Origin of the sequence: Actinomadura sp. K4S16, from assembly GCF_008327685.1 — a bacterium.
Taxonomy (GTDB): Bacteria; Actinomycetota; Actinomycetes; order Streptosporangiales; family Streptosporangiaceae; genus Spirillospora.
The window spans coordinates 120,793-141,624 of sequence record NZ_BDDE01000012.1; the positions used below are offsets into that span (position 1 = coordinate 120,793).

Genomic DNA, 20,832 nt, shown 5'->3' on the forward strand with positions numbered 1-20,832 from the left:
GCCGCATGCTACGAACCGGCATACGTGACGCGCTGGCTGTCGGCCGGCACCGGACAGCCGCGCGGCCGACAGGACGGCCATTCGCAAGATCGCGGCAAGCGCCGGCCAGGTGCGGCGGGCACTCGTGCGAGACGGTGGTCGAGCAGCTCGCCGGGCCTGCGGTCAGGCGAACCGCGCAACACCGGCCCAGACCCGACGGTGAGGGCGCCGGCGCTGGTCCCATTTGGATCAATGCCCGGTTTCGACCCTGAGGCGGGACCAGGGCTGGTCCCTGATGCGGATTATGTCCGGGCGTGTGACCATCGATGACGTGGGAGAACCTTGGGAAGGGCGGCGGTGAAGCAGGAGACGGCGGAACGGCCGGCGGCGCCACCGGGACCGGTGGACGCGGCGCCTGCCACGCCCGCCCGGCTGGAGCGGGCGGCCGAAGGGCGGCTCATCGCCGGAGTGAGCCGGGGCCTGGCCTCGCATCTCGGCGTGGACGTGTTCCTCATCCGCGGCGCGTTCGTGCTGCTCACGGTCGCGAGCGGGCTCGGCCTCGCCGCCTACGCCGCGTTCTGGATCCTCGTGCCCGCCCAGGAGAAGGCCCCGGCCGAGGCCGGGCGGCGGCGCGGACGTGACTGGGGCCAGCTGCTCGCCTACGCGGCCGTCGCGATGGGGCTCGCCGCGCTGCCGTGGGGAGCGGCGGGGGTCGTCCGGTGGGCGCTGTGGCCGTTCATCGTCGGCGGCGTCGGCGCCGCGATCCTCTGGCAGCAGGCCGATCGCGACCAGCGGCAGCGCTGGACGCTGCCGCTGCGCCAGCGGTGGCTGCGCAGCCTGCTCGGACTGCTCCTCGTCGTCGGCGGCATCGGCGGGTTCGTGGCGCAGAAGGTGGAGGCCGACCAGGCGCGGTCCGTCCTCATCGCCACGCTGATCATCCTCACCGGGGTCGCGGTGATCGTGACGCCGTGGGTGGTGCGGCTCTGGCAGGACCTCGACGCGGAGCGGCACGAGCGCATCCGGTCGCAGGAGCGCGCCGAGCTCGCCGCCCACATCCACGACTCCGTGCTGCACACGCTGACGCTCATCCAGCGGAACGCGCACGACACCCGCGAGGTCCAGCGGCTCGCCCGCTCCCAGGAGCGGACGCTGCGGACATGGCTCTACCAGCCGCGCGCCGACCCCGACCGGACGTTCGCCGCCGCGATCAGGGAGACGGCGGGCGAGGTCGAGGACGACCACGGCGTGCCGATCGAGGTCGTCTGCGTGGGCGACACCGCGCTGGACGAGCGGCTCGGCGCCGCGCTGCAGGCCGCGCGGGAGGCGATGGTGAACGCCGCCAAGTACGCGGAGGCGCCGTCGGTGTCGGTGTACGCGGAGGTGGAGGGCGACGAGATCGCCGTCTTCGTCCGCGACCGGGGCAAGGGATTCGATCTCGACCAGGTCCCGGCGGACCGGATGGGTGTGCGGGGGTCCATCATCGGACGTATGGAGCGCAACGGCGGGAAGGCCACCGTCCGCACCGCGCCGGGCGAGGGCACCGAAGTGCGCCTGGAGATCAAGAAGTCATGAGCGCGGCCGCCGGGGCGTCCTCCCGCGGCGCGCGGCATGAGCGGCGGCCGACCGGGGACGCCGGTGGCCGCCGCCCACGGAGGAGCGGGACATGAGTGAGGCGTTGAAGAGGGTCGTGCTGGTCGACGACCACCAGATGTTCCGGACCGGTGTGAAGGCCGAGCTGGGCGGCGGCGTCGAGATCGTCGGCGAGGCGGGCGACGTCGACGAGGCGGTCGCGGTGATCCGCGGGACGCAGCCGGACGTGGTGCTGCTGGACGTCCACCTGCCCGGCGGCGGGGGCATCGAGGTGCTGCGGCGGCTGCACGGCGCCGTCACGTCCAAGTTCCTCGCGCTGTCGGTGTCGGACGCGGCGGAGGACGTGATCGGCGTCGTCCGGGGCGGGGCCCGCGGCTATGTCACCAAGACGATCTCCGGCCCCGAGCTGACGGACGCGATCGGCCGGGTCGCCGAGGGGGACGCGGTGTTCTCGCCGCGGCTGGCCGGGTTCGTCCTGGACGCGTTCGCCGCCACGGACGCCCCGGCCGTCGACCCGGAACTGGACCAGATCACCCAGCGGGAGCGTGACGTGCTGCGCCTGATCGCGCGCGGGTACGCCTACAAGGAGATCGCCAAGGAGCTGTTCATCTCGGTGAAGACGGTGGAGACGCACGTCAGCAGCGTCCTGCGGAAACTCCAGCTCTCGAACCGGCACGAGCTGTCGCGCTGGGCCGCCGCCCGCCGGCTCGTCTAGGCGGGCGTATGAGGCTCATGTGTTTGCCCGGACGGGCCCGGAGGTAAACGTTTTCTCTGCGGTTGTGAGCGAATCGTAATTCCCGATTCCCGTACATCATGATCACGAACACCGTCCGGTATGGGACAGTCGCTCTTCATGACATACCCTCCCTCCGGGCCCCCGCAGCCGGGCCCCCAGGCGCCCTACCCGCCTCCTCCGCCGATGCCGGGCGATCACGGTCCCGGGTCGCCCTACGGCTCGAACACCGAGAAGACCAACGGCCTGGCGATCGCCGCGCTCGTGACCGGCCTCATCCCGTGCGTCAGCCTCGTCGGCCTCGTCCTCGGGATCATCTCCCTCAGCCAGATATCGAAGAAGGGCGGCAAGGGCCGCGGGCTCGCGATCGCCGGGATCGCGCTGGCCTGCCTGTGGATCGTGCTCAGCATCGTGGCGTTCGCGCTGCGCGGCGGCGGCTCGTCCGACGACGGGGCCGCTCCCAAGCCGACCGCGACCAAACCCAAGGAGGTCGACGCCCAGAAGATGAAGCTCGGCGACTGCATCAACGACAACTCGGGCGCCACAACCAGCACGGCGACCGAGGCCCCCGTCGAGGTCGAGAGCGTCAAGATCGTCCCCTGTGCCGGCCCGCACGACGGCGAGGTGACGGCCGTCTTCAAGCTGAAGGGCTTCGTCATGCCGCCCGAGGCGCGGCTCCAGCAGCTAGCCTCGACCGGATGCAAGCTCCGCACGCAGGCGCGGATCAACCGCGACCCGGCCGCACGGGGCATCGCGAGCTCCTACTACTACCCCACGGCCGACTCGTGGAAGTCCGGTGACCGCACCGTCACCTGCGTCGCCGTGGCCGCCACCGACGGCAAGAAGCTCACCCGACCCCTGCACCGCTGACGACCCCGGCGCTCGCTGGGCGGCCGGCCCGCCGCCCGGTCCCGCCAGCGCCAGGCTCTGCCTGAGCCCTGTCTGGCTCCCGCTCTCCGGCTCTCCCGCTCCCGCGAGCCTGACACTCCTCCGACCGACGGTCCCCCACGCGCCACGGTTCTTGCGCGAGAAACGCCTCCACCGCCGCCGTAGCCCCGTCCAGCAGGACCTGCTCGGCGACGCTCCTCCGAGCCCGACTTCCGAGTCCCTGCTCAGCGTCCGGTCTGCGCCCAATGCCCCGTCCGTGTCCAACGTTCGGTATGTGCCCAGCGTCCGATGGTGCTCACTGATGCGACGCACGCATGGCGTCAACGACCATCTCGGCGATGTGCTCCACCGTCGACACTCCCGCTCCCATCGTCGGACTGTCGCCGCTGCACACCGCGATGAGGAAGTCGTGGTCATGCCCGGTGATGCGGCCGATGCTGTTGATCGCCCAGCCGTGCCCCTGGTGGCGGACCGGCGTCCAACCGTTCTTCAGCGCCACCTTCTCGCCCGGACGCGCAGCCGCGCTGATGCCCCACGCCTGCTCGTCCAGCACGGAACCCATCAAGCCGAGGACGTACCGGCGGGCGCGCGGTTCCAGCGGACTAGCGTCCGATGCCAGGTTCGTAAGCAGACGCACCTGATCGGCCGGGCTGGTCAGGGACGAACCCCACGAGGTGTGAAACGGCTTCGTGTGCCTCAGTCCGAAGGCCTTGTTCGTGTCCGCGACGCCAGGACCGTCCCCCGCTGCGGAGTACAAGGCGTTCGCCGCCGAGTTATCGCTTTGCCGGATCATCGTCCCGGCCAAGGCCCGTTCACCGCCGGTCAGCCCTCGGCCGTCGCGCTGCCGCTGCAGCAGGAGGCTGGACAGGATGTCCACCTTCATGATGCTGGCGCTGACGAACCGGCCCTTCTCGTTCTCGCCGAACGACATGCCCGTCCGCAGATCCGTCACCATCACCCCCGCCTTGCCTGGACGTTTCTGGATATAGGTGTCTACGGCCCGGCGCAGTGTCGCGGAGTCGAACGGGCGCGCGGCGAGCTGGACTGCGTTCACCTCCCGCCCACCCGCCGAAGGCTCGCCGGCCTCAACGACACCGCCGCTTGCGTGCCGCGTCCCGTCCGCCGTGATCCAGTAGGCGGTCGAACCCGCCCCGATACCCGCCGCGAGAGCGAGCACAATGAGATAACGCCGCATCGATTCCCCCGAATGTCGTGCGACCCAGAACTGACGTAAACCGTGAACTTGGAGTGCGCCTCGAACAGGCGTGCCTGCCCGACCCGCGCGCCTGGTCCGACATGCGCGGCTGAACCGGACATAGGTCCTGACCTGGCGCGCCCGCCCCCGCCGTGCGCGCAGACCTGCCGCGCGTACGCGAACCGGCGCACGTACCTGATCCGGCGCTCCTGCCAGGCAGGACGTGCGTGCCGGACCTGGCGCGCGGACCTGCCGCGCGTCTGCGAACCGGCGCACATGCCCGCTCCGGCGCGTCGTGCCAGGCAGGACGTGCGTGCTGGTCCTGTCCCTGCGCGCGGCCCAGGACCTGGCGTGGCTACCGGCCCCCGCACGCGCCCGATCAGGCGATTCGTGCCAGACAGGACGTGCGTGCCGGATCTGGCATGCGTGCCGGATCTGCCGTGCGTGCAGAATCCGGGCGCTTACTTACTGCTGGCCCGCGGCCTGATCCGGTGCATGCGCCTGGACGGCGAAGTGCCCGGATCGGCGCGCTTACCTGCTCCGACCTATGTGTGCGCCCGACGAAGGTGCGCGCCTGGCTCGGCGTGAGTGCCTGGCTCGGCGCGCGCCCGGATCGGGACGCGTACCCCTGCTGGCACACCTGCCTGAACCGGTGCGTGGACCTCGCGGACGCGCGCGCCCGGTTCGGCAGCGCGACCCCACCGAGTCCGCGCGTGTCTCGGCTGGCGCGCGTGCCCGTCTGGCCCTGGTACACGCGACCAGCCGAGTCCCGCATGTCTCGCCCGTTGCACGCGCTGCTCCAAACCGCGCCTGCTCCCACACCCCGCGTGCCTGGACGGCACGCGCCTCACGTAACGCGCATGCCTGGACGGCAGGCGTGCTTGGCGCGACGTGGGTGCCTGGACCGGCGCGTGTCCCGATCCGGCACGCGTTCCTGGCTTGGCGTGCGGGCCGATTCAGCGCGCGTGCCAAGCGGTCGGCGTACCTGGTCCGAGCTGGGCGTGCCTTGGGACGGCAAGCATGCTTGGCAGCCTGCGTGCCCGGACCGGTGTGTGTCCGATCCGCTCGCATGCCTGACCTGGTGCGCGTGCCATTCCGGTCCGCGTGCCTCGGCCAGAGCGGGCCTGGTCCGACCTGTGCGCCTGGGTGGCGTACGTGCCTGACGTGGTGCGCAGGGTGATCCGGTGCGTATGCCTGAGCTGGCGGCACCTGCCCCGGCTCAGCGCGCGTGCCTGACCGAGCGCGTGCCCGACTGGTGTTCGTGCCCGACTGGTGTTCGTGCCGACCGGTGTGCGTGCCCCGTCGGGCCTGTGCGCCTGGGTGGCGTGCGCGCCTGACCTGGTACACGTGTCAAATCCGCGTGCGCGTCTGACCTGACGACTTGGGTCCGGCTCAGCACGGTGGCCCGTCCGGTGCGCGGCCCTTCTGGTGCGCTCCCCGCCCGATGTGCGTGCCTGTCCGGTGCGCGGTTCCGCCGGTCTGCGCGCCTCGGCCGACCTGCGCGCCTGGGTGGCGTGCGCGCCCGACCTGGTGCGTCCTGACCCGGCATGCATGCCTGGCTTGGCCTGCATGCTGACCCGGTGCGCGCACTCAGTCCGGCCCGCGTGGCTGGTCCGACCTCCGCGCCTGGATGGGCGGGCGTGCCTGGCCTTGCGTCCGGCTCCTCGATCCGTACGTGCGTTCGGATTGGGGTGCGTCTGGTCTGGCGTGCGTGGCGCATGGGCTTGCGTGCCTGGGTTGGTACGCGGCCCGAGGCGGCGTGCGTGCCCTGAGCGGCGTGCGCGCTCGGTCTGGCTTGCGTGTCCGGACTGGAGGCGTGCCAGACCTCAAGCGGTGTGCGTGCCTGAAGCGAGCGGGACGACCTTGGCCGTCGTGACCGCCTTGACCGGTGTCCGCGGCTCGACCGGTGTGCGCGGCTGCCTGCGGGCGGGCCTTAGAGGGCGCCCGGAAGGCGGGCCGGGCAGCCCGGCTCGCAGCGCTCGGAATGGCGTGCCACCCGGCGCGCGTACGTGCCGAGGCGGCGGCGCAGGACGGCGGTCGTGAACGGCCCGGTGCCCGGGAACCCGTCCACCTCGCCGCGCCAGCGGATCAGCGTGCCCGCGAAGTGCGGCTCCAGTGTGATGTCCGCGCGGAGGCGCCGTTCCGGGTGTCCGGCCAACGCGAGGTACCCGTAGTGCCGCGGTGGATCCCACGCCACTACCTCCTCGCGCCAGGACCGGACGTAACGGACGGCCCCGAGCCCGTTCGGGTGCTCATCGCCGGCGGACTCCCGCCGCACCCTGGTCCAGAAACCGCCCCACTCGTCCCAGGCCTCCGGTACGCACAGGTGCTTGAAGATCACCTCAGGCGCGGCGGCGGATGTGGCGGTGGCCTCGATCTCACGCGGCATGACGACCCCCCGAGTTCTGTCACATGGGGGTACATGCCCGCTCGGAGGCTGATTACAGCTCGTAATGGAGTGTATTTGCCAAGTGACCGAGACTTGGGCGGCGTGACCTGATCGGCGTGTCTTCGAGACGCCTTGAATCAGGCGGTGTCGACGACCTGGAACGACTCGGCGAGACGTCCCTCGGGGAGCCCCGCGGCGGCGGCGTTGGCGCTGAGCCAGCCGCGCAGCATCTCCGGAAGCCCGTCCCCCATGTGCGCGGTCTGGCTGGCGTGCGCCCGCAGCGCGCTGACCTTCCGGTCGAACCGGTCGGTGATGTCGACGTAGTGGTTGACGACGGGGCCGCCGCTGATCCACACCTCCCGCGCCGTCCACGCCTCCAGGCCCTCGTCGGCGAGCAGCTCCGGGAACGCGTAGGGGTTGCGGGCGTCGGGGTAGACGGCGTCGAGCGCGGCCGAGCCGACCGCCCGGTGGTCGGGGTGGCTCGGGTAGATCCGCTCGTAGTTCCGCTCGGGGGACGGCATCAGCACCCGGTCCGGCCGCACCTGCCGGATCACGCGGGCGATGTCGCGGCGCAGGTCGAAGGTCGCCTCGACCCGCCCGTCCGGGTAGCCGAGGAACCGGACGTCGCCGACCCCGACGCACTTGGCCGCCGCGCGCTGCTCCTCGCGGCGCAGCGCGGCCATCTCGTCGCGCGAGACCTCGTCGTCGAAGCCGCCCGCGTCGCCGTCGGTGACCATGAGGTAGACGACCTCGATGCCGCGGTCCGTCCAGCCCGCGACCGTCCCGGCCGCGCCGAAGTCGACGTCGTCCGGGTGCGCCATCACGGCAAGGATTCGCTGCAGTTCGCTGTCGTCCAGAACATTGGTCACAGTTTCAACCATAAGGTCGGCGAACGGTTTCAGGTACATCCGGAGATCGTGCTTTCAGCGAACGTTCCGGGTGCCCGGATAGCGACGCGACCGCCTACCGCGCAGCCCCTTGAGGGCCGACGGCGTCAGAGGCGAGCCCCGTCCCAACCGGCCCTGCCCGAACATGCCCAGGCTGAACGTGCCCTGTCTCAACCTGACCCACCCCAACGTGCGGCCTGTCAGAACAGGGCCTGTTAGAAACGGGGGTCTGCTGCAACGAGCGCTTGTCGAGACTGGGGCCCCTGTCGGGACGGGCCTGCCCGAACGTGCGGCCCGCCCGAACGCGCGTCCTGCCCGAAGGTGGCCTCCTGACCGAACGTGCGCGCCGCCCGAACGTGCGCCTCGCCCGAACGCGCGTCCTGCCCGAAGGTGGCCTCCTGACCGAACGTGCGCCTCGCCCGAACGTGCGCGCCGCCCGAACGTGCGCGCCGCCCGAACGTGCGCGCCGCCCGAACGTGCGCGCCGCCCGAACGTGCGCCCGGCCCAACGTGCGGCGTGTCAGAAGGTGAGCAGGGCCGAGAGAAGACGCTCCTGGAACGCCGCCACGTCGCTTCCGATGGCCACCTTCACCGGACGGCGGGTGTCATCGGCGGGCAGTGAGCGGGCGTCCCATACCGTCGTGCCGCGCGTCAGTTCGCCTCGGAGCTCCACCCGGACCGGGCGCTGGACGTACTCGCCGAGCTCGGGGGCGACGACGAGCATCGCGGCGAGGGCGTCGTGGATGACCGCGCCCCGGCGCTTCAGGGTGGGCGTGTAGGCGTCCGCGTAGAACTCCAGGATGTTCGCGGCGAACCGGGCGACGGGGGTGTCGTGCGCGGCGAGCCGGTCCAGCCAGTCGTCGTGGACGGCGGTCGGGTGCGTGGCGTCCAGCGGCACCAGGACGATCGGCCAGTCCGCGGCGAACACCAGGTCGGCGGCCTCAGGGTCGTGCCAGATGTTCGCCTCGGCGTGCGTGGTGATGTTGCCGGGGTGGTCGAACGCGCCGCCCATCACGACGACCTCGCGGATCAGCGACGGCAGTTCCTCGTCCAGCAGCAGCGCTGCGCCCAGGTTGGTCAGCGGACCGGTCGCGAGCAGGGTCAGCTCGCCGGGCATCGCGCGGGCCAGCCGGACGATCTGCGCCGGGGCGGGCTCGGCGACCGGGCGTCCCGCGGGCTCGGGAAGGTGCGTGTCGCCGAGGCCGTCCGTGCCGTGCCAGTCCAGCGCGTAGTGGACGTCCTGCGCCATCGGCCGTGCGGCGCCGACCGCGACCGGCACCTCATGCCCGCCCACGCCCTGCCCATTCGGAAGGCTCTGCCCGTCTGCGCCCTGCCCGGACCCGTCTGCGCCGGCCACCGGGATGCCCGCGGCCTCCAGGACGCGCAGCGTGTTGAGCGCGCCGGTCATGGGGTCGATGTTTCCGTGGACGGTGCCGACCGCCGTCAGCTCCGCCTTCCCCGCCTGGACCAGCGAGGCCAGATAGAGCAGCGTCATCGCGTCGTCGATGCCGGTGTCGCAGTCGTAGAGGATCTTGGGTGGCTTCGTCACGGATGCAACCTATGCGGGCGCGGGCCGTCCGGGCACCCCGGTATCGCATGATCAACGATTGGGTCTGGGATGGGGGCGTTCGCCGGGGTAGAGCTGAGACATGCGCAAACTCATCAACGCCCCGGCGAACGTGGTGTCCGACGCGCTGCGCGGACTGGCCGCCGCGCACCCGTCGCTGAAGGTCGATCCAGAGAACGGGACCGTCGTCAGAGGAGACGCCCCGCGAACCGGGAAGGTCGCCCTGGTGTCGGGCGGCGGATCCGGTCACGAGCCGCTGCACGCCGGGTTCGTCGGATACGGGATGCTGGACGCGGCCTGCTGCGGGGAGGTGTTCACCTCTCCCGTCCCCGACCAGATCATCGCCGCGACGATGGCGGTCGACGGCGGCGCCGGCGTCCTCCACCTGGTGAAGAACTACACCGGCGACGTCATGAACTTCCAGATGGCCGCCGAACTGGCCGAGGACGAGGACATCGAGGTCGTCTCAGTCATCGTCGACGACGACGTCGCGGTGGAGGACAGCACGTTCACCGCCGGGCGGCGCGGCACCGGCGCCACGCTGTTCGCGGAGAAGATCGCCGGGGCGCTCGCCGAGGAGGGCGCGCCCCTCGCGGACGTCGCGGCCGTGGCACGGGAGGTGAACGAGCGCAGCAGGTCGTTCGGCGTCGCGCTGTCGTCCTGCACGGTCCCGGCCGCCGGGACCCCGACGTTCGAGCTGGGCGAGGACGAGATGGAGCTCGGCATCGGCATCCACGGCGAGCCCGGCCGTGAGCGCGTCAAGGTCGGCACCGCCGTGGAGATCGTCGACGCCTCGCTCAGCGCCATCGACGCGGACATGCCGCTGTCCGGCTCCGAGGTGCTCGTGCTGGTCAACGGGATGGGCGGTACCCCGCTGATCGAGCAGTACGTCGCCTACGCGGCGGCGGCCGAGTGGCTGGAGGGGCACGGCGCCACCGTCGTGCGCCGCCTGGTCGGACCGTACGTGACCAGTCTGGAGATGGCGGGCTGCATGATCAGCGTGTGCCGGGTGACGCCCGACCTGACCCGCCTCTGGGACGCGCCCGTCGAGACCCCCGGGCTCCGGTGGGGCCGATGAACACGGGATCGAGCGGTGCCGGATCAAGCGGTGCCGGATCGAGCGGTGCCGGATCAAGCGGCGCCGGATCGATGAACGCGGGGGATCTCGCGTCCTGGATCCGGCAGGCGGCCGAACGGGTGTCCGCCGACGCCGATCGGTTGACCCGGCTGGACGCGGCGATCGGCGACGGCGACCACGGTCTCAACCTCGACCGGGGCTTCCGCGCCGCCGTGGAGGCGCTGCCCGAGGACGTTCCGCCGGGCAAGGTGCTGATCGCCGCCGGACGGGCCATCGTCTCGAAGACGGGCGGCGCGTCCGGCCCCCTCTACGGGACGGCGCTGCGCCGTGCCGGCAAGGCGTTCGGCGACGCCGCCGAGGTGGACGCCGTCGCGCTGGGCGACGCGCTTCGGGCCGCCCTTGAGGGCGTCCAGGACCTCGGGAAGGCCGTCGAGGGCGACAAGACGATGGTCGACGCGCTGGCTCCGGCGGTCGCGGCGTACGAGGCGGCGCTGGCGGACGGCGTCGACCTGGCCGGATGCGCGCGGGCCGCCGCCGAGGCCGCCGCGAAGGGCGCGGACGCCACCGTCCCGATGCGGGCGCGTAAGGGCCGGGCCAGCTACCTGGGCGAGCGCAGCGAGGGACACATGGACCCCGGCGCCTCGTCCACCGCTCTGCTGCTCCAGGCCCTGGCCGATGTCGCAGGGGAGGGGTGACATGGTCGGGATCGTCATCATCTCCCACAGCCGGACACTGGCCGAGGGCGTCGCCGAGGTCGCCCGCGCCATGGGCGTCGGCAAGGCCGTCGTCGAACCCGCGGGCGGCGACTCCGAAGGGCGGCTCGGGACGAGCATCGACCTCGTCGAGCAGGCGGTCGCCGCGGTCGACGACGGTGAGGGGGTCGTGCTGCTCGCCGACCTCGGCAGTTCCGTGCTGACCGCCAAGATGCTCATCGAGGACGCCGACGGCGACGACGTGCTGCTCGCGGACGCCCCGCTGGTCGAGGGCGCGGTCGCCGCCGCGTCCATGGCCGCGACCGGCGCGGACCTCGCCGCCGTCCACGCCGCCGCCGAATCAGCCCGCGACCACCGCAAGACCAGCTGAACCACCCCGTGGTCGGGCCGGACCTGATCGGCGCCGGCCCGACCACGGCGGCTCTTTTCAGACTGCGCAGTCCAGAACTGGCCGTTCGCTTCAAGCCGCCCGCTTCAGGTCGTGCGGTTCAGAGTGCGGGGCGCTTCACGCTGGGCGGCGAGGGCTTCGATTCAGGCGGCGTAGTTCGGGGTGTCGTGTGCCGCGCGGGGCATGGTGGTTCAGTTCGTGTTGCGGTTCAGCGCATGACGACGGTTCAGCACGACGTGCGGTTCCAGCGAGTGGCGGTTCAGGGCGCGGTCGGTCAGAGCGTGCCGACTCAGAGCGTGCCGACTCAGAGCGTGCCGACTCAGGGTGTGGCGGGGTCAGGGTGTGGCGGGGTCAGGGTGTGGCGGGGTCAGGGTGTGGCGTCGGGGCCTTCGAGGAGCGTGCCGAGGACTGAGGCGACGCCTGCGGTGGGGTCGCCTCTGACTTCGTAGACGCGCGTCTCCCCGGCTGCCCCGTACTCCTCCGCCCCGTCCCCGGAGACCGTGATGCGGTAGGCGGGCAGGTCGGCGCCGATCTCGCCCCGCTCGCCGCGGGCGTGCGCTGCGGCGAGAGCGTCCACCGCATGCCGGACGCGGTCCGCTTGGCCGGCGGGGAGGGTCTCGGTGTCGTACTGCGCGACGACGGTGCTGTAGCCGGTGAAACCGCCGGTGCTCTCGATCGTCACGCGCATGCCGCGCACCTCCCCGTCGACTCGTCTGCTCTCCGCTCTCTACCCGCTCGCCGCGAATCCCTACTCGCCGCACGGATTCATCGCCGAACGGCCTCACGCGCTGGACGTCCCGACCTGTCGAGAGTCCCTAGTCACTGGGCGCCCCCCACTCTCAGAACGTCCCTACTCCCCGGACGTCCCAACTTGCTGAGCGTCCACACACCGAGCGTCCACACACTGAGCGCCCGCTTGCGGAGCCTCTACTTGCTGAATGTGCTGCGCAGCTCGTCCAGTCCGCTCCGGAGGATGTCGTCGTCCTCCAGTGAGCCGCCCTGGGCCAGCTTCTCCGCGGAGACGGCCTGGTACTCGGGCATCTGCATCGTGCCGCAGCAGCGCGACCTGTCCTGGCCGGCGAGCAGGCTCGCCGAGTTCTCGTCGTGCGGCTGGACCTCGGTGACGTCCTGCCCGTCCCCGGTGTAGGCGGCCTCGGTCATCGCCATCTGCCCGCTCATCAGGTCGCGCAGCGGCGTCGCCGCCGTCGTGATCTCCCGGACGGCGAACCGGTTGCGGATGAACGTCCGGTAGATGGCCGGGTCGCCGCGGTTCGCCGAGGCCTGGAGCATCTGGTTCGCCACGTCCACGTACCGGGCCCCGGTCGCGGGCGACGCGACGATCGCGTCGAACACCAGCTTGCACAGTGTGGACGCCGTCTCGATCAGCACGACCGCCGCGTCCTTCGTGCGCTGCTGCCGGCTGAGCTCGAAGGTGTAGACGTCCGCGAGGATGTCGTAGATCGCGCCGGTGAACACCTGCGAGATCGCGTGCACCTCGTTGCCGACCTCGCTGAGCTTGAGGTCGTTGTCGGCGTTGCGGAGTCCGGACGGCATGCCGAGGGCCTTGCCGAACTGCTCGGCCAGCTCCGTCAGGAACGACTTGTCGTGCAGGTTCGCCTTGGTGAGCGCGACGAGCGCGTCCGCCTGGTCCGGTTGCGCCAGGGCCAGGAAGATCGCCGTGATGTCGCCGAACGCCTCGTGCAGGCCGCCGGTCTGCGGCGGGTTGTCCGCCGACAGCCAGCCCGGCTTGAGGCCGTCCAGGATCGCGTGGCCCGTCTCGTGCGCGACGATGTCGAAGGACTGGCACGTGAAGAGCACGTTCGACGACGGCTGCCCTTGCGGCGTGAAGAAGAGGAACTTCAGCGCCTTGGCCGTCCGCGTGTAGAACGCGTTCGCGCCCTCGCCGGCGTGCGGGAACACGGTGATGCGCTCGGTGTTGCCCCCGACGTTCCACGCGAACGGGATCGGGACCCCGCCGTTGTGCCGCTCGTACATGGCCATCGTCTCCCGGACGACGGCGAACGTGTGCGCGCAGTCGAACTGCGGGGTTCCGGGCGTGAAGACGAAGTCGCCGTTGATGTTGCGCGCGACCGGGGTGACGCCCTGCAGCTCGGTCTGGACGCGCAGGTCCGTCGGTCCGTTCAGCACCACGGTCGGGATGAAGGTCAACCGGGCGCCGAGCGCGGTGACGGACGGGTCCTGCTTGTAGACCAGGAACCGGTGCCCGGGCTGCGCGGGAACCGGAATCGGCACCGGGCGCGGGACGGGACGCGGAAGCGGCCGGGCCGCCACCTGCGCGACCTGGGAGGCCCGTCCGGGCCACTGCGCGGGCACGACGATCTCGGTGGTCTCGGCGTCCCGTTGCGTCTGGAGTTCTTGCTGGTGGATCTTCATCAAAGCCACCTTCCCCCTGTGACAGTGCGCGAGCCCCTGTGACTCTGCGCTGCTGTGTGCGGACATGCGGGGTTGCAGTACGGGGCCTTGCATTCCGGGCTCGGACCGAGTCGGCGGCCCGACCGGTGCCCGCTCCACTTCCAACGTCTGCCGGGCGGTGAGATCGAGTCAACCCGCTGTGCTCAAAAGGCACCCCATCTGTCCACATGCTGCCTTCGGGCCCCTGATCAGGGTCGCCGGAGGTATCGGCCGGACGCGGAGTCGGGCCCGTCCGCCAGGCTCGTCCGAGGCGGGGAAGAACGCGCCCGGATCACGAGCCAACCGATCGCCGGAGGGGGTTGGGACGGAGTTCGGGCGAGGTTCGACAGGGTTCGGGACGGGGGCCGGGCGAGGTCCGGACAGGGGGCCGGGCGGGGGCCGAGGCGCTCGCGGTCGGCGGACGCGCCGAAAACGTCCGCGCAGCGCCGTAGACTCGCACGTGATGTCGAAGACCGAAGCTCACCCCTTGCTCGACGGCCTCAATCCGCAGCAGCGCGCCGCCGTCGTGCACTCCGGCGGCCCCCTGCTGATCGTGGCCGGCGCAGGCTCGGGCAAGACCCGGGTGCTCACGCACCGCATCGCCCACCTGCTCGGCGAGCGGGAGGTGCACCCTGGCCAGATCCTGGCGATCACCTTCACCAACAAGGCGGCCGCCGAGATGAAGGAGCGGGTGGACGCCCTCGTCGGGCCGCGCTCGCGCGCCATGTGGGTGATGACGTTCCACTCCGCGTGCGTCCGGATCCTGCGCCGCGAGGCCAAGCGCCTCGGCTTCCCCACGAGCTTCTCGATCTACGACCAGGCCGACGCGAACCGGCTGATGGCGCTCGTCTGCCGCGAGCTCGACCTCGATCCCAAGCGCTACCCGCCGAAGTCGTTCAGCGCCCAGGTCTCCAACCTGAAGAACGAGCTGATCGACTACGAGACCTTCAAGGCGCGGGCGTCCACGCACATGGAGCAGACGCTCGCCGAGGCCTACGAGATGTACCAGGCGCGGCTGCAGCAGGCCGGCGCCATGGACTTCGACGACCTGATCATGATGACGGTCAACCTGCTGCAGGTGTTCCCGGAGGCGGCCGAGCACTACCGGCGCCGGTTCCGGCACGTCCTGGTGGACGAGTACCAGGACACCAACCACGCGCAGTACGAACTCGTCCGGGAGCTGACCGCGCCCGTCGAGGGCGTCGGGGCCGCCGAGCTCTGCGTCGTCGGCGACGCCGACCAGTCGATCTACGCGTTCCGCGGGGCGACCATCCGCAACATCCTGGAGTTCGAGCGCGACTACCCGGACGCCACGACGATCCTGCTGGAGCAGAACTACCGCTCCACGCAGACGATCCTGTCCGCGGCCAACGCCGTCATCGAGCGCAACGCCGACCGCAAGCCCAAGAAGCTCTGGTCCGACCAGGGCGAGGGCCACAAGATCATCGGCTATGTGGCCGACAACGAGCACGACGAGGCCGCGTTCGTCGCCCGCGAGGTCGACAAGCTCACCGACGACGGCGTGGCCCGTCCCGGTGACGTCGCCGTCTTCTACCGCACCAACGCGCAGTCCCGTGTCTTCGAAGAGGTGTTCATCCGGGTCGGGCTGCCGTACAAGGTCGTCGGCGGCGTCCGGTTCTACGAGCGCAAGGAGATCCGCGACGCGCTCGCCTACCTGCGCTGCCTCGCCAACCCCGAGGACACCGTCTCCCTGCGCCGCATCCTGAACGTCCCCAAGCGGGGCATCGGCGACCGCGCCGAGGCCTGCGTCGAGGCGTACGCGTCCCGCGAGCGCATCTCGTTCTGGCAGGCACTCCGGACGCCCGAGGACGTTCCCGGCATGGCGACCCGCTCGATCAACGCCGTCCGCGACTTCGTCGTCCTGCTCGACGAGCTGCGCGCCGCCGCCGAGTCGCTCACCCCCGCCGACCTGATCGCCGAGGTGCTGAAGGCCAGCGGCTACCTCGCCGAGCTCCAGGCGTCCAAGGACCCGCAGGACGAGACCCGCGTCGAGAACCTCCAGGAACTCGAGGCCGTCGCCCGCGAGTTCGAGGAGCGCCTCGACGGCGAGTCCGCCGAGGGCCGCCTTCCCGAATTCCTGGAACAGGTCGCCCTGGTCGCCGACGCCGACTCCATCCCCGGCGGCGCGAAGGGCGGCCCCGTCCCGCCGGGCGAGCAGCCCGAAGAGAGCGAGCACGGCGTCGTCACCCTGATGACCCTGCACACCGCGAAGGGCCTCGAATTCCCCGTCGTCTTCCTCACCGGCATGGAAGACGGGGTCTTCCCCCATTTGCGCGCCATGAGCAACCCCAAGGAACTCGAAGAGGAACGCCGCCTCGCCTACGTCGGCATCACGCGCGCCCGGCAACGCCTCTATGTCTCGCGGGCCACGATGCGGAGTTCATGGGGAGCGCCGCAGGTCAACCCGCCGTCCCGCTTCCTCGGCGAGGTGCCGAGATCCCTCGTCGAGTGGGAGCGCGAGGCATCGTCCACGTCCGGCTCCGCGATGTCGCGAATGGCGGAACGCCCGGGGACCCGCTCCCCGGGGAACCGCCCCGTCCCGTCCTTGTCACCGGGCGACAAGGTCACCCACGACGCCTTCGGCCTGGGCACCGTCGTCTCCGTCTACGACAAGGGCGAAAAGGCCAGCGTCGACTTCGGTGGCGACTACGGCGTCCGCACCCTCGTCCTACGCTTCGCCACCATAGAAAAACTCTGACCCCCTCAATCTGCGTCGGCGGTGGACGTGTCGATTGGAGCACGTCCGCCCAGCAGACGCCGGCCGCTCCACGAGAACCGTCCAGCCGCCCAGCCCGCCGCCCACCCGACCGAGCCCGAAAACGCGGCAACGCGGCAACGCGGCAACGCACCCAACCCGCAAACCCCTCGCCTCAGCGAGGTCGATTGCTCGCCTCGGCAAAGCGTCCGCCCCCTGGCGAGCACCCACCCTGGCGAGCGTTCGCCCTGGCAGAGCGTTCGCCCTGGCAGAGCGTTCGCCCTGGCAGAGCGTTCGCCCTGCGGAGCGCTCGGTTCGGCGGAGTATTCGCACTGGCGACGCTTTCGCCACTGTGAAGTACTCGGCTAAGAGCGGTGCTTGCGCTAGCGGATTGCTCGCCGCAGCACAATGTCCACTTCAGTGGAGCGTTCGTCCCTGCTGAGTGCTCAGCTATGCGGAGCACGCCGGCCTGGCGCGGAGTTCGCTTCTGTGGGTTGCTCGGCTCGGTAAGGCGTTCGCTCTGGTAAACGCCCATGCCTGCAACGCTCCCCTCAGCGACGGTTCTCCTATGAGCGCTCGACTTGGCGGAGCGTTCGCCTCTGCGGAGCGCTCCTCCCGGCGAGGAGTTCGCCCCGTGAAGCGCTCGGCTCAATGAAGCGTTTGCCTCGTCGGGGGTGTGGAGGGCCTGCGTGGGGTGCTTCGCCGGTCCCATGGTGGCGATCGTCGTTCTGGGGTTGCGCGGTCAAGAACCGGTGTCGGTGGCACGGGTATAGCGGGCGGCGAGGGTGCGCAGGTGGTCGGCGAGTTCGGGGTTCGCCGTCTCGTCGATCCGGAAGTCGGCGCCCAGCATGCCGAGGTAGACGGCGAGCATGGACGGATCGTCGGAGCCGACCTCCACGATGCACGTGTCGTCATCGGCCGGTTCGACCGTGATGCCGGCGGGGAGTCGAGCCGCGATCTCGGTGGCCGGCGCGTTCACCACGACCCGCGCTCTGTAGGCCCACATCGCCCGGGCGAGGCCGGACGAGATGCGGGCCGCGACGTCCTCGTCCGGCATGTCCCGAGGCGCGAATCGGGGACCGGCGGGCGGGCGCAGGACGATGCGGTCGACGCGGAAGGTCCGCCAGTCGTCCCGCTCCAAGTCCCAGGCGAGGAGGTACCAACGGCGGCCGGAGGCGACGAGGCGGTGGGGTTCGGTCACGCGAGGCCCGTCTGCACCGTCGTGAGTGCGGTAGTCGAAGCGCAGGCGCTCGTTGTCGCGGCAGGCGGCGGCGATCGCGGTCAGCGCGGCCGCGTCCACGGGCGGCTCCGAGCCTGGCAGCGGGACCGTCGTCGAAGCGAGCGTGCCGACACGGTGGCGCAGGCGCGACGGCAGGAGGCGCTCCAGCTTGGCGAGCGCGCGGACGGAGCTTTCCTCGATGCCGGAGACCGCGCCGCTCGCCGCTGTCCGGAGCCCGATCGCCACCGCGACCGCCTCGTCGTCATCGAACAGCAGCGGCGGCAGGACCGCGGCTGGGCCGAGCCGGTAGCCACCGCCGACACCCGGTGACGCGTCGATCGGATACCCGAGTTCGCGCAGCCGCTCCATGTCGTTGCGGACGGTCCGGGTGGTGACGTCGAGGCGTTCTGCCAGCTCAGGCCCTGTCCAGTCGCGCCGGGCTTGGAGGAGCGACAGCAGCAGGAGCAGCCGGACCACCGAGGTTCGCGTCATCTCTCCATGATGCCGCGCATTGAGGAACGATCTGTTCCGCAATGACCTTTAGCGTGCCTGCCATGACGAACGAGATCCGTCCATTCCGCATCGATATCCCGGCGATCGAGCTGGAGGACCTGCGAGCCCGAGTGTCCGCGACGCGCTGGCCATCGACCGCGGGGGTGGCCGACTGGAGCCGCGGCGTCCCGATCGAGTACCTGAAAGAACTCGCCGGATACTGGGCCGCCGAGTTCGACTGGCGGGCGCAGGAAGCGGCGCTGAACGAGATCCCCCAGTTCAAGACGGTGATCGACGGCCAGACGATCCACTGCTTCCACGTGCGGTCGCCGGAGCCGGACGCACTGCCGATCGTCCTCACGCACGGCTGGCCCAGTTCACCGATCGAGTTCATGAAGATCGTCGGGCCGTTGACCGATCCCCGTTCTCACGGCGGCGATCCCGGGGATGCCTTCCATGTCGTCCTGCCCTCCCTACCGGGCTACGGTTTCTCCAACCCGATCGGTGACGCGGGCTTCAACCTGTTCGGCGTCGCACGAGCGTGGGCGGAATTGATGCGCCGACTCGGCTACGAGCGGTACGTCGCGCAGGGGACGGATGTCGGCTCGGGCGTCGCCGGAATGCTGCCGATGGTCGACCCGGGGCATGTCGCAGGCGTCCACCTGTCCGGAACGGGCGCGGCCCCGCCGTTCGGCCCTCCCCTTGAACCGGATCGGTTCTCTGGTGCCGATCGAGCGCGCGCACAGAAGTTCAACAGGTTCAGGGAGGAAGGGATCGGCTATCTGGCATTGCAGTCGACTCGTCCGCAGACCCTGGCGTATTCCCTGAACGACTCGCCGGTCGGTCAACTGGCCTGGATCGTGGAGAAGTTCCACGAGTGGACGGACCCGGCCATCGAGTTGCCCGATGCGGCCGTTGATCGGGACCAGTTGCTCACCAACGTGAGCCTTTTCTGGTTCACAGGCTCCGGGGCCACCTCCGCCCACGCCGTCTACGAGGGCATGCAGGCATGGAAGGCCTTCGCCGCAACGGAGAGCGGCCCCTCGCCGAAGCCGGACGTTCCCGTCGGTGTGGCCGTATTCGCTGCCGACAGCACCATTCGTTCCCTCATGGACCCAGACGGCGATATCGGGCACTGGTCGGAATACGACCAAGGTGGTCACTTTGCAGCCATGGAAGTTCCGGAGCTACTTGTGGGTGACATTAGGCTCTTCAGTCGATCTCTTAGGTGAGAGTTAGTGCTTATAGAAGGCCATAGTGAGACGGCTCTCGCAACGAGGCAGCGTGCGAAGAGAGGGTGAGCCGTCGAGGGGTCTAGTACGGAGAGGTCTCCCGCAGAGAGGCGTTGCTCATAGAGGGAGAGTTCTGAGAGAGGCGGACCGCGGCGGCCGCCAAAGGGGGTGGAGCCACGGGGGGCGGAGTAGTTACAGGGCGGAGTAGTTACAGGGCGGAGTAGTTACAGGGCGGAGTAGTTACAGGGCGGAGTAGATACAGAAGTCGAGCCCGTAGAGGGATAGTGCTCGTAAAGAGGTCGAACGGGTGGGGTGGCGCTGCGTACGGGGCCGCCCCTCCAAAGTCAAGGGCGCCTTCGGCGTCGCTTCGCGATGGGACTTCGTCCCACCCTTGACTTCGGAGCCTCTGCGGCCCCTGGTGCAGGTTTCGTCGGGCAGGCTCCGCCTGCCCCCGCCCGACGCGCCACCCCACTCCTCCAAGAGCCATCCCCTCGACGAGGGGACCACCTTCCAACCGCAACCGAGCCGCCCCATCGACGTGCGCGCCGCCCCACTGCCGAGCCCCCTCGCCACCGGGCCACGCCGACACCGGGCCACCCCGACATCACGGAGCAGTGTCCTGCGCCGGCTGTGGCCGTACCCGGGCCTGGGTCAGGTTCCGTCCAGGCCGTGGTGCAGCAGCCTGGTGAATGGATCTGCTGGCGTCGCGCCCGCAGCACCCGTCTGCCAAGGAAGAGCAGCCATGAGGGAGGTTGCAGACCAAGGGAGTCCGCGCATCGGGGAGTTGTCCAGCCAGGGAACTGTCCTGTCAGAGCGAGCTGGTTTTTCAAGAAACCCACAGCGGAGGCGATTGGCAACGGTGAGCTTCCGCTAGACGAGACCAATCGGCTGTAGGCGCCCATGCAACAAAAGGAATGCCACCCGCCAGGGGCCCACTTCGGGACGAGCGGGCTTCTCGCCACCGTCTCGCTTCCCTGAGCCTGAGCGCGTGACGAAGGTCTGTGTGCCCGTCCTGCTCCATCACGGCTCGTGAGTAGCCCGGCAACAGCGGACGGCCACGCAGCTGATGGCAGGGAAAGCCGGTGGTGAGGTAGCGGGCTCGACAGGCATCCTCGTCCTGACCACGCTTGCGGACGGCGCCGAGTTCATCGGCGAACTCAAGAAATTTGGCTCCCTCGGCTAGGGCCCACCGCTGGGGAGAAGGTTGTCCTACCACGGCGCAGACGGCCCGCCGAAGCGAACTCACCTTTTCTTTGAGAAGGACCAATTGACGAGTTATCCCCCTAAGACGTGTCCGCGATCCAGGCAGGTTTGGTGGTATTTGTGCTTTGGTGGGCGTGCCGCCAAACCGAAAC

At 70.4% G+C, this 20,832-nt stretch carries 15 protein-coding genes; 8 read left to right on the top strand and 7 right to left on the bottom strand.

The window, feature by feature from the left end; translation table 11 throughout:
- Positions 1-381: 381 nt before the first annotated feature.
- The 3 genes from K4S16_RS11985 to K4S16_RS11995 all read left to right on the top strand — a co-directional run bounded on the left by K4S16_RS11985 (position 382) and on the right by K4S16_RS11995 (position 3,172).
- Complete coding sequence (locus tag K4S16_RS11985; RefSeq protein ID WP_235036801.1) at positions 382-1,551, top strand: ATP-binding protein; 1,170 nt, start codon at positions 382-384, stop codon at positions 1,549-1,551.
- A gap of 91 nt (positions 1,552-1,642) precedes the next feature.
- Positions 1,643-2,284, top strand: coding sequence for a response regulator transcription factor (locus K4S16_RS11990; protein ID WP_149258996.1), 642 nt, complete (start codon positions 1,643-1,645; stop codon positions 2,282-2,284).
- 138 nt (positions 2,285-2,422) lie between these two features.
- Positions 2,423-3,172 (top strand): DUF4190 domain-containing protein, encoded by a 750-nt coding sequence (locus K4S16_RS11995; protein WP_160160886.1) that lies wholly within the window; start codon positions 2,423-2,425, stop codon positions 3,170-3,172.
- A gap of 313 nt (positions 3,173-3,485) precedes the next feature.
- Here K4S16_RS11995 and K4S16_RS12000 read toward each other — a convergent pair whose 3' ends face one another.
- The 4 genes from K4S16_RS12000 to K4S16_RS12015 form a co-directional block, all read right to left on the bottom strand.
- Positions 3,486-4,385 carry a serine hydrolase gene (locus tag K4S16_RS12000; protein ID WP_149258998.1) on the bottom strand — a complete coding sequence of 300 codons (900 nt, stop codon included), beginning with the start codon at positions 4,383-4,385 and terminating at the stop codon, positions 3,486-3,488.
- Between the two features lie 1,933 nt (positions 4,386-6,318).
- On the bottom strand, positions 6,319-6,774 hold the full coding sequence (locus K4S16_RS12005; protein ID WP_149258999.1) for an SRPBCC family protein: 456 nt from the start codon (positions 6,772-6,774) through the stop codon (positions 6,319-6,321).
- 137 nt (positions 6,775-6,911) lie between these two features.
- Positions 6,912-7,595: a PIG-L deacetylase family protein gene (locus K4S16_RS12010; RefSeq protein WP_235036803.1), complete on the bottom strand. Its 684-nt coding sequence runs from the start codon at positions 7,593-7,595 to the stop codon at positions 6,912-6,914.
- A 585-nt stretch (positions 7,596-8,180) separates the two neighbouring features.
- On the bottom strand, positions 8,181-9,209 hold the full coding sequence (locus K4S16_RS12015; RefSeq protein ID WP_235036736.1) for a nucleoside hydrolase: 1,029 nt from the start codon (positions 9,207-9,209) through the stop codon (positions 8,181-8,183).
- A 100-nt stretch (positions 9,210-9,309) separates the two neighbouring features.
- On the opposite strand from K4S16_RS12015, the gene dhaK reads away from it, so the two are divergent.
- From dhaK to dhaM, 3 genes are all read left to right on the top strand, one after another.
- Entirely contained in the window at positions 9,310-10,305 is a 996-nt protein-coding gene (dhaK, locus tag K4S16_RS12020; RefSeq protein WP_149259000.1) for a dihydroxyacetone kinase subunit DhaK, read from the top strand.
- Between the two features lie 71 nt (positions 10,306-10,376).
- A complete protein-coding gene (dhaL, locus tag K4S16_RS12030) occupies positions 10,377-11,000 on the top strand; it encodes a dihydroxyacetone kinase subunit DhaL (protein WP_149259002.1) in 624 nt (207 codons plus the stop codon).
- 1 nt (position 11,001) lies between these two features.
- Positions 11,002-11,388, top strand: a complete 387-nt coding sequence (gene dhaM, locus K4S16_RS12035; protein WP_200841833.1) for a dihydroxyacetone kinase phosphoryl donor subunit DhaM — start codon at positions 11,002-11,004, stop codon at positions 11,386-11,388.
- A 385-nt stretch (positions 11,389-11,773) separates the two neighbouring features.
- Here dhaM and K4S16_RS12040 read toward each other — a convergent pair whose 3' ends face one another.
- Positions 11,774-12,094, bottom strand: coding sequence for a protealysin inhibitor emfourin (locus K4S16_RS12040; protein WP_149259004.1), 321 nt, complete (start codon positions 12,092-12,094; stop codon positions 11,774-11,776).
- A gap of 239 nt (positions 12,095-12,333) precedes the next feature.
- Positions 12,334-13,800, bottom strand: coding sequence for a hypothetical protein (locus K4S16_RS12045; protein WP_149259005.1), 1,467 nt, complete (start codon positions 13,798-13,800; stop codon positions 12,334-12,336).
- A 481-nt stretch (positions 13,801-14,281) separates the two neighbouring features.
- On the opposite strand from K4S16_RS12045, the gene pcrA reads away from it, so the two are divergent.
- The gene (gene pcrA / locus K4S16_RS12050) at positions 14,282-16,537 is read left to right on the top strand and encodes a DNA helicase PcrA (protein WP_200841834.1); all 2,256 of its coding nucleotides are present in this window, start codon (positions 14,282-14,284) and stop codon (positions 16,535-16,537) included.
- A 739-nt stretch (positions 16,538-17,276) separates the two neighbouring features.
- Here the strand turns inward: pcrA and K4S16_RS12055 are convergent.
- The gene (locus K4S16_RS12055) at positions 17,277-18,245 is read right to left on the bottom strand and encodes a YafY family protein (protein ID WP_149259006.1); all 969 of its coding nucleotides are present in this window, start codon (positions 18,243-18,245) and stop codon (positions 17,277-17,279) included.
- A gap of 62 nt (positions 18,246-18,307) precedes the next feature.
- Here K4S16_RS12055 and K4S16_RS12060 point away from each other — a divergent pair, with 62 nt between their 5' ends.
- Complete coding sequence (locus tag K4S16_RS12060) at positions 18,308-19,477, top strand: epoxide hydrolase family protein (protein WP_149259007.1); 1,170 nt, start codon at positions 18,308-18,310, stop codon at positions 19,475-19,477.
- The last annotated feature ends 1,355 nt before the right edge of the window (positions 19,478-20,832 follow it).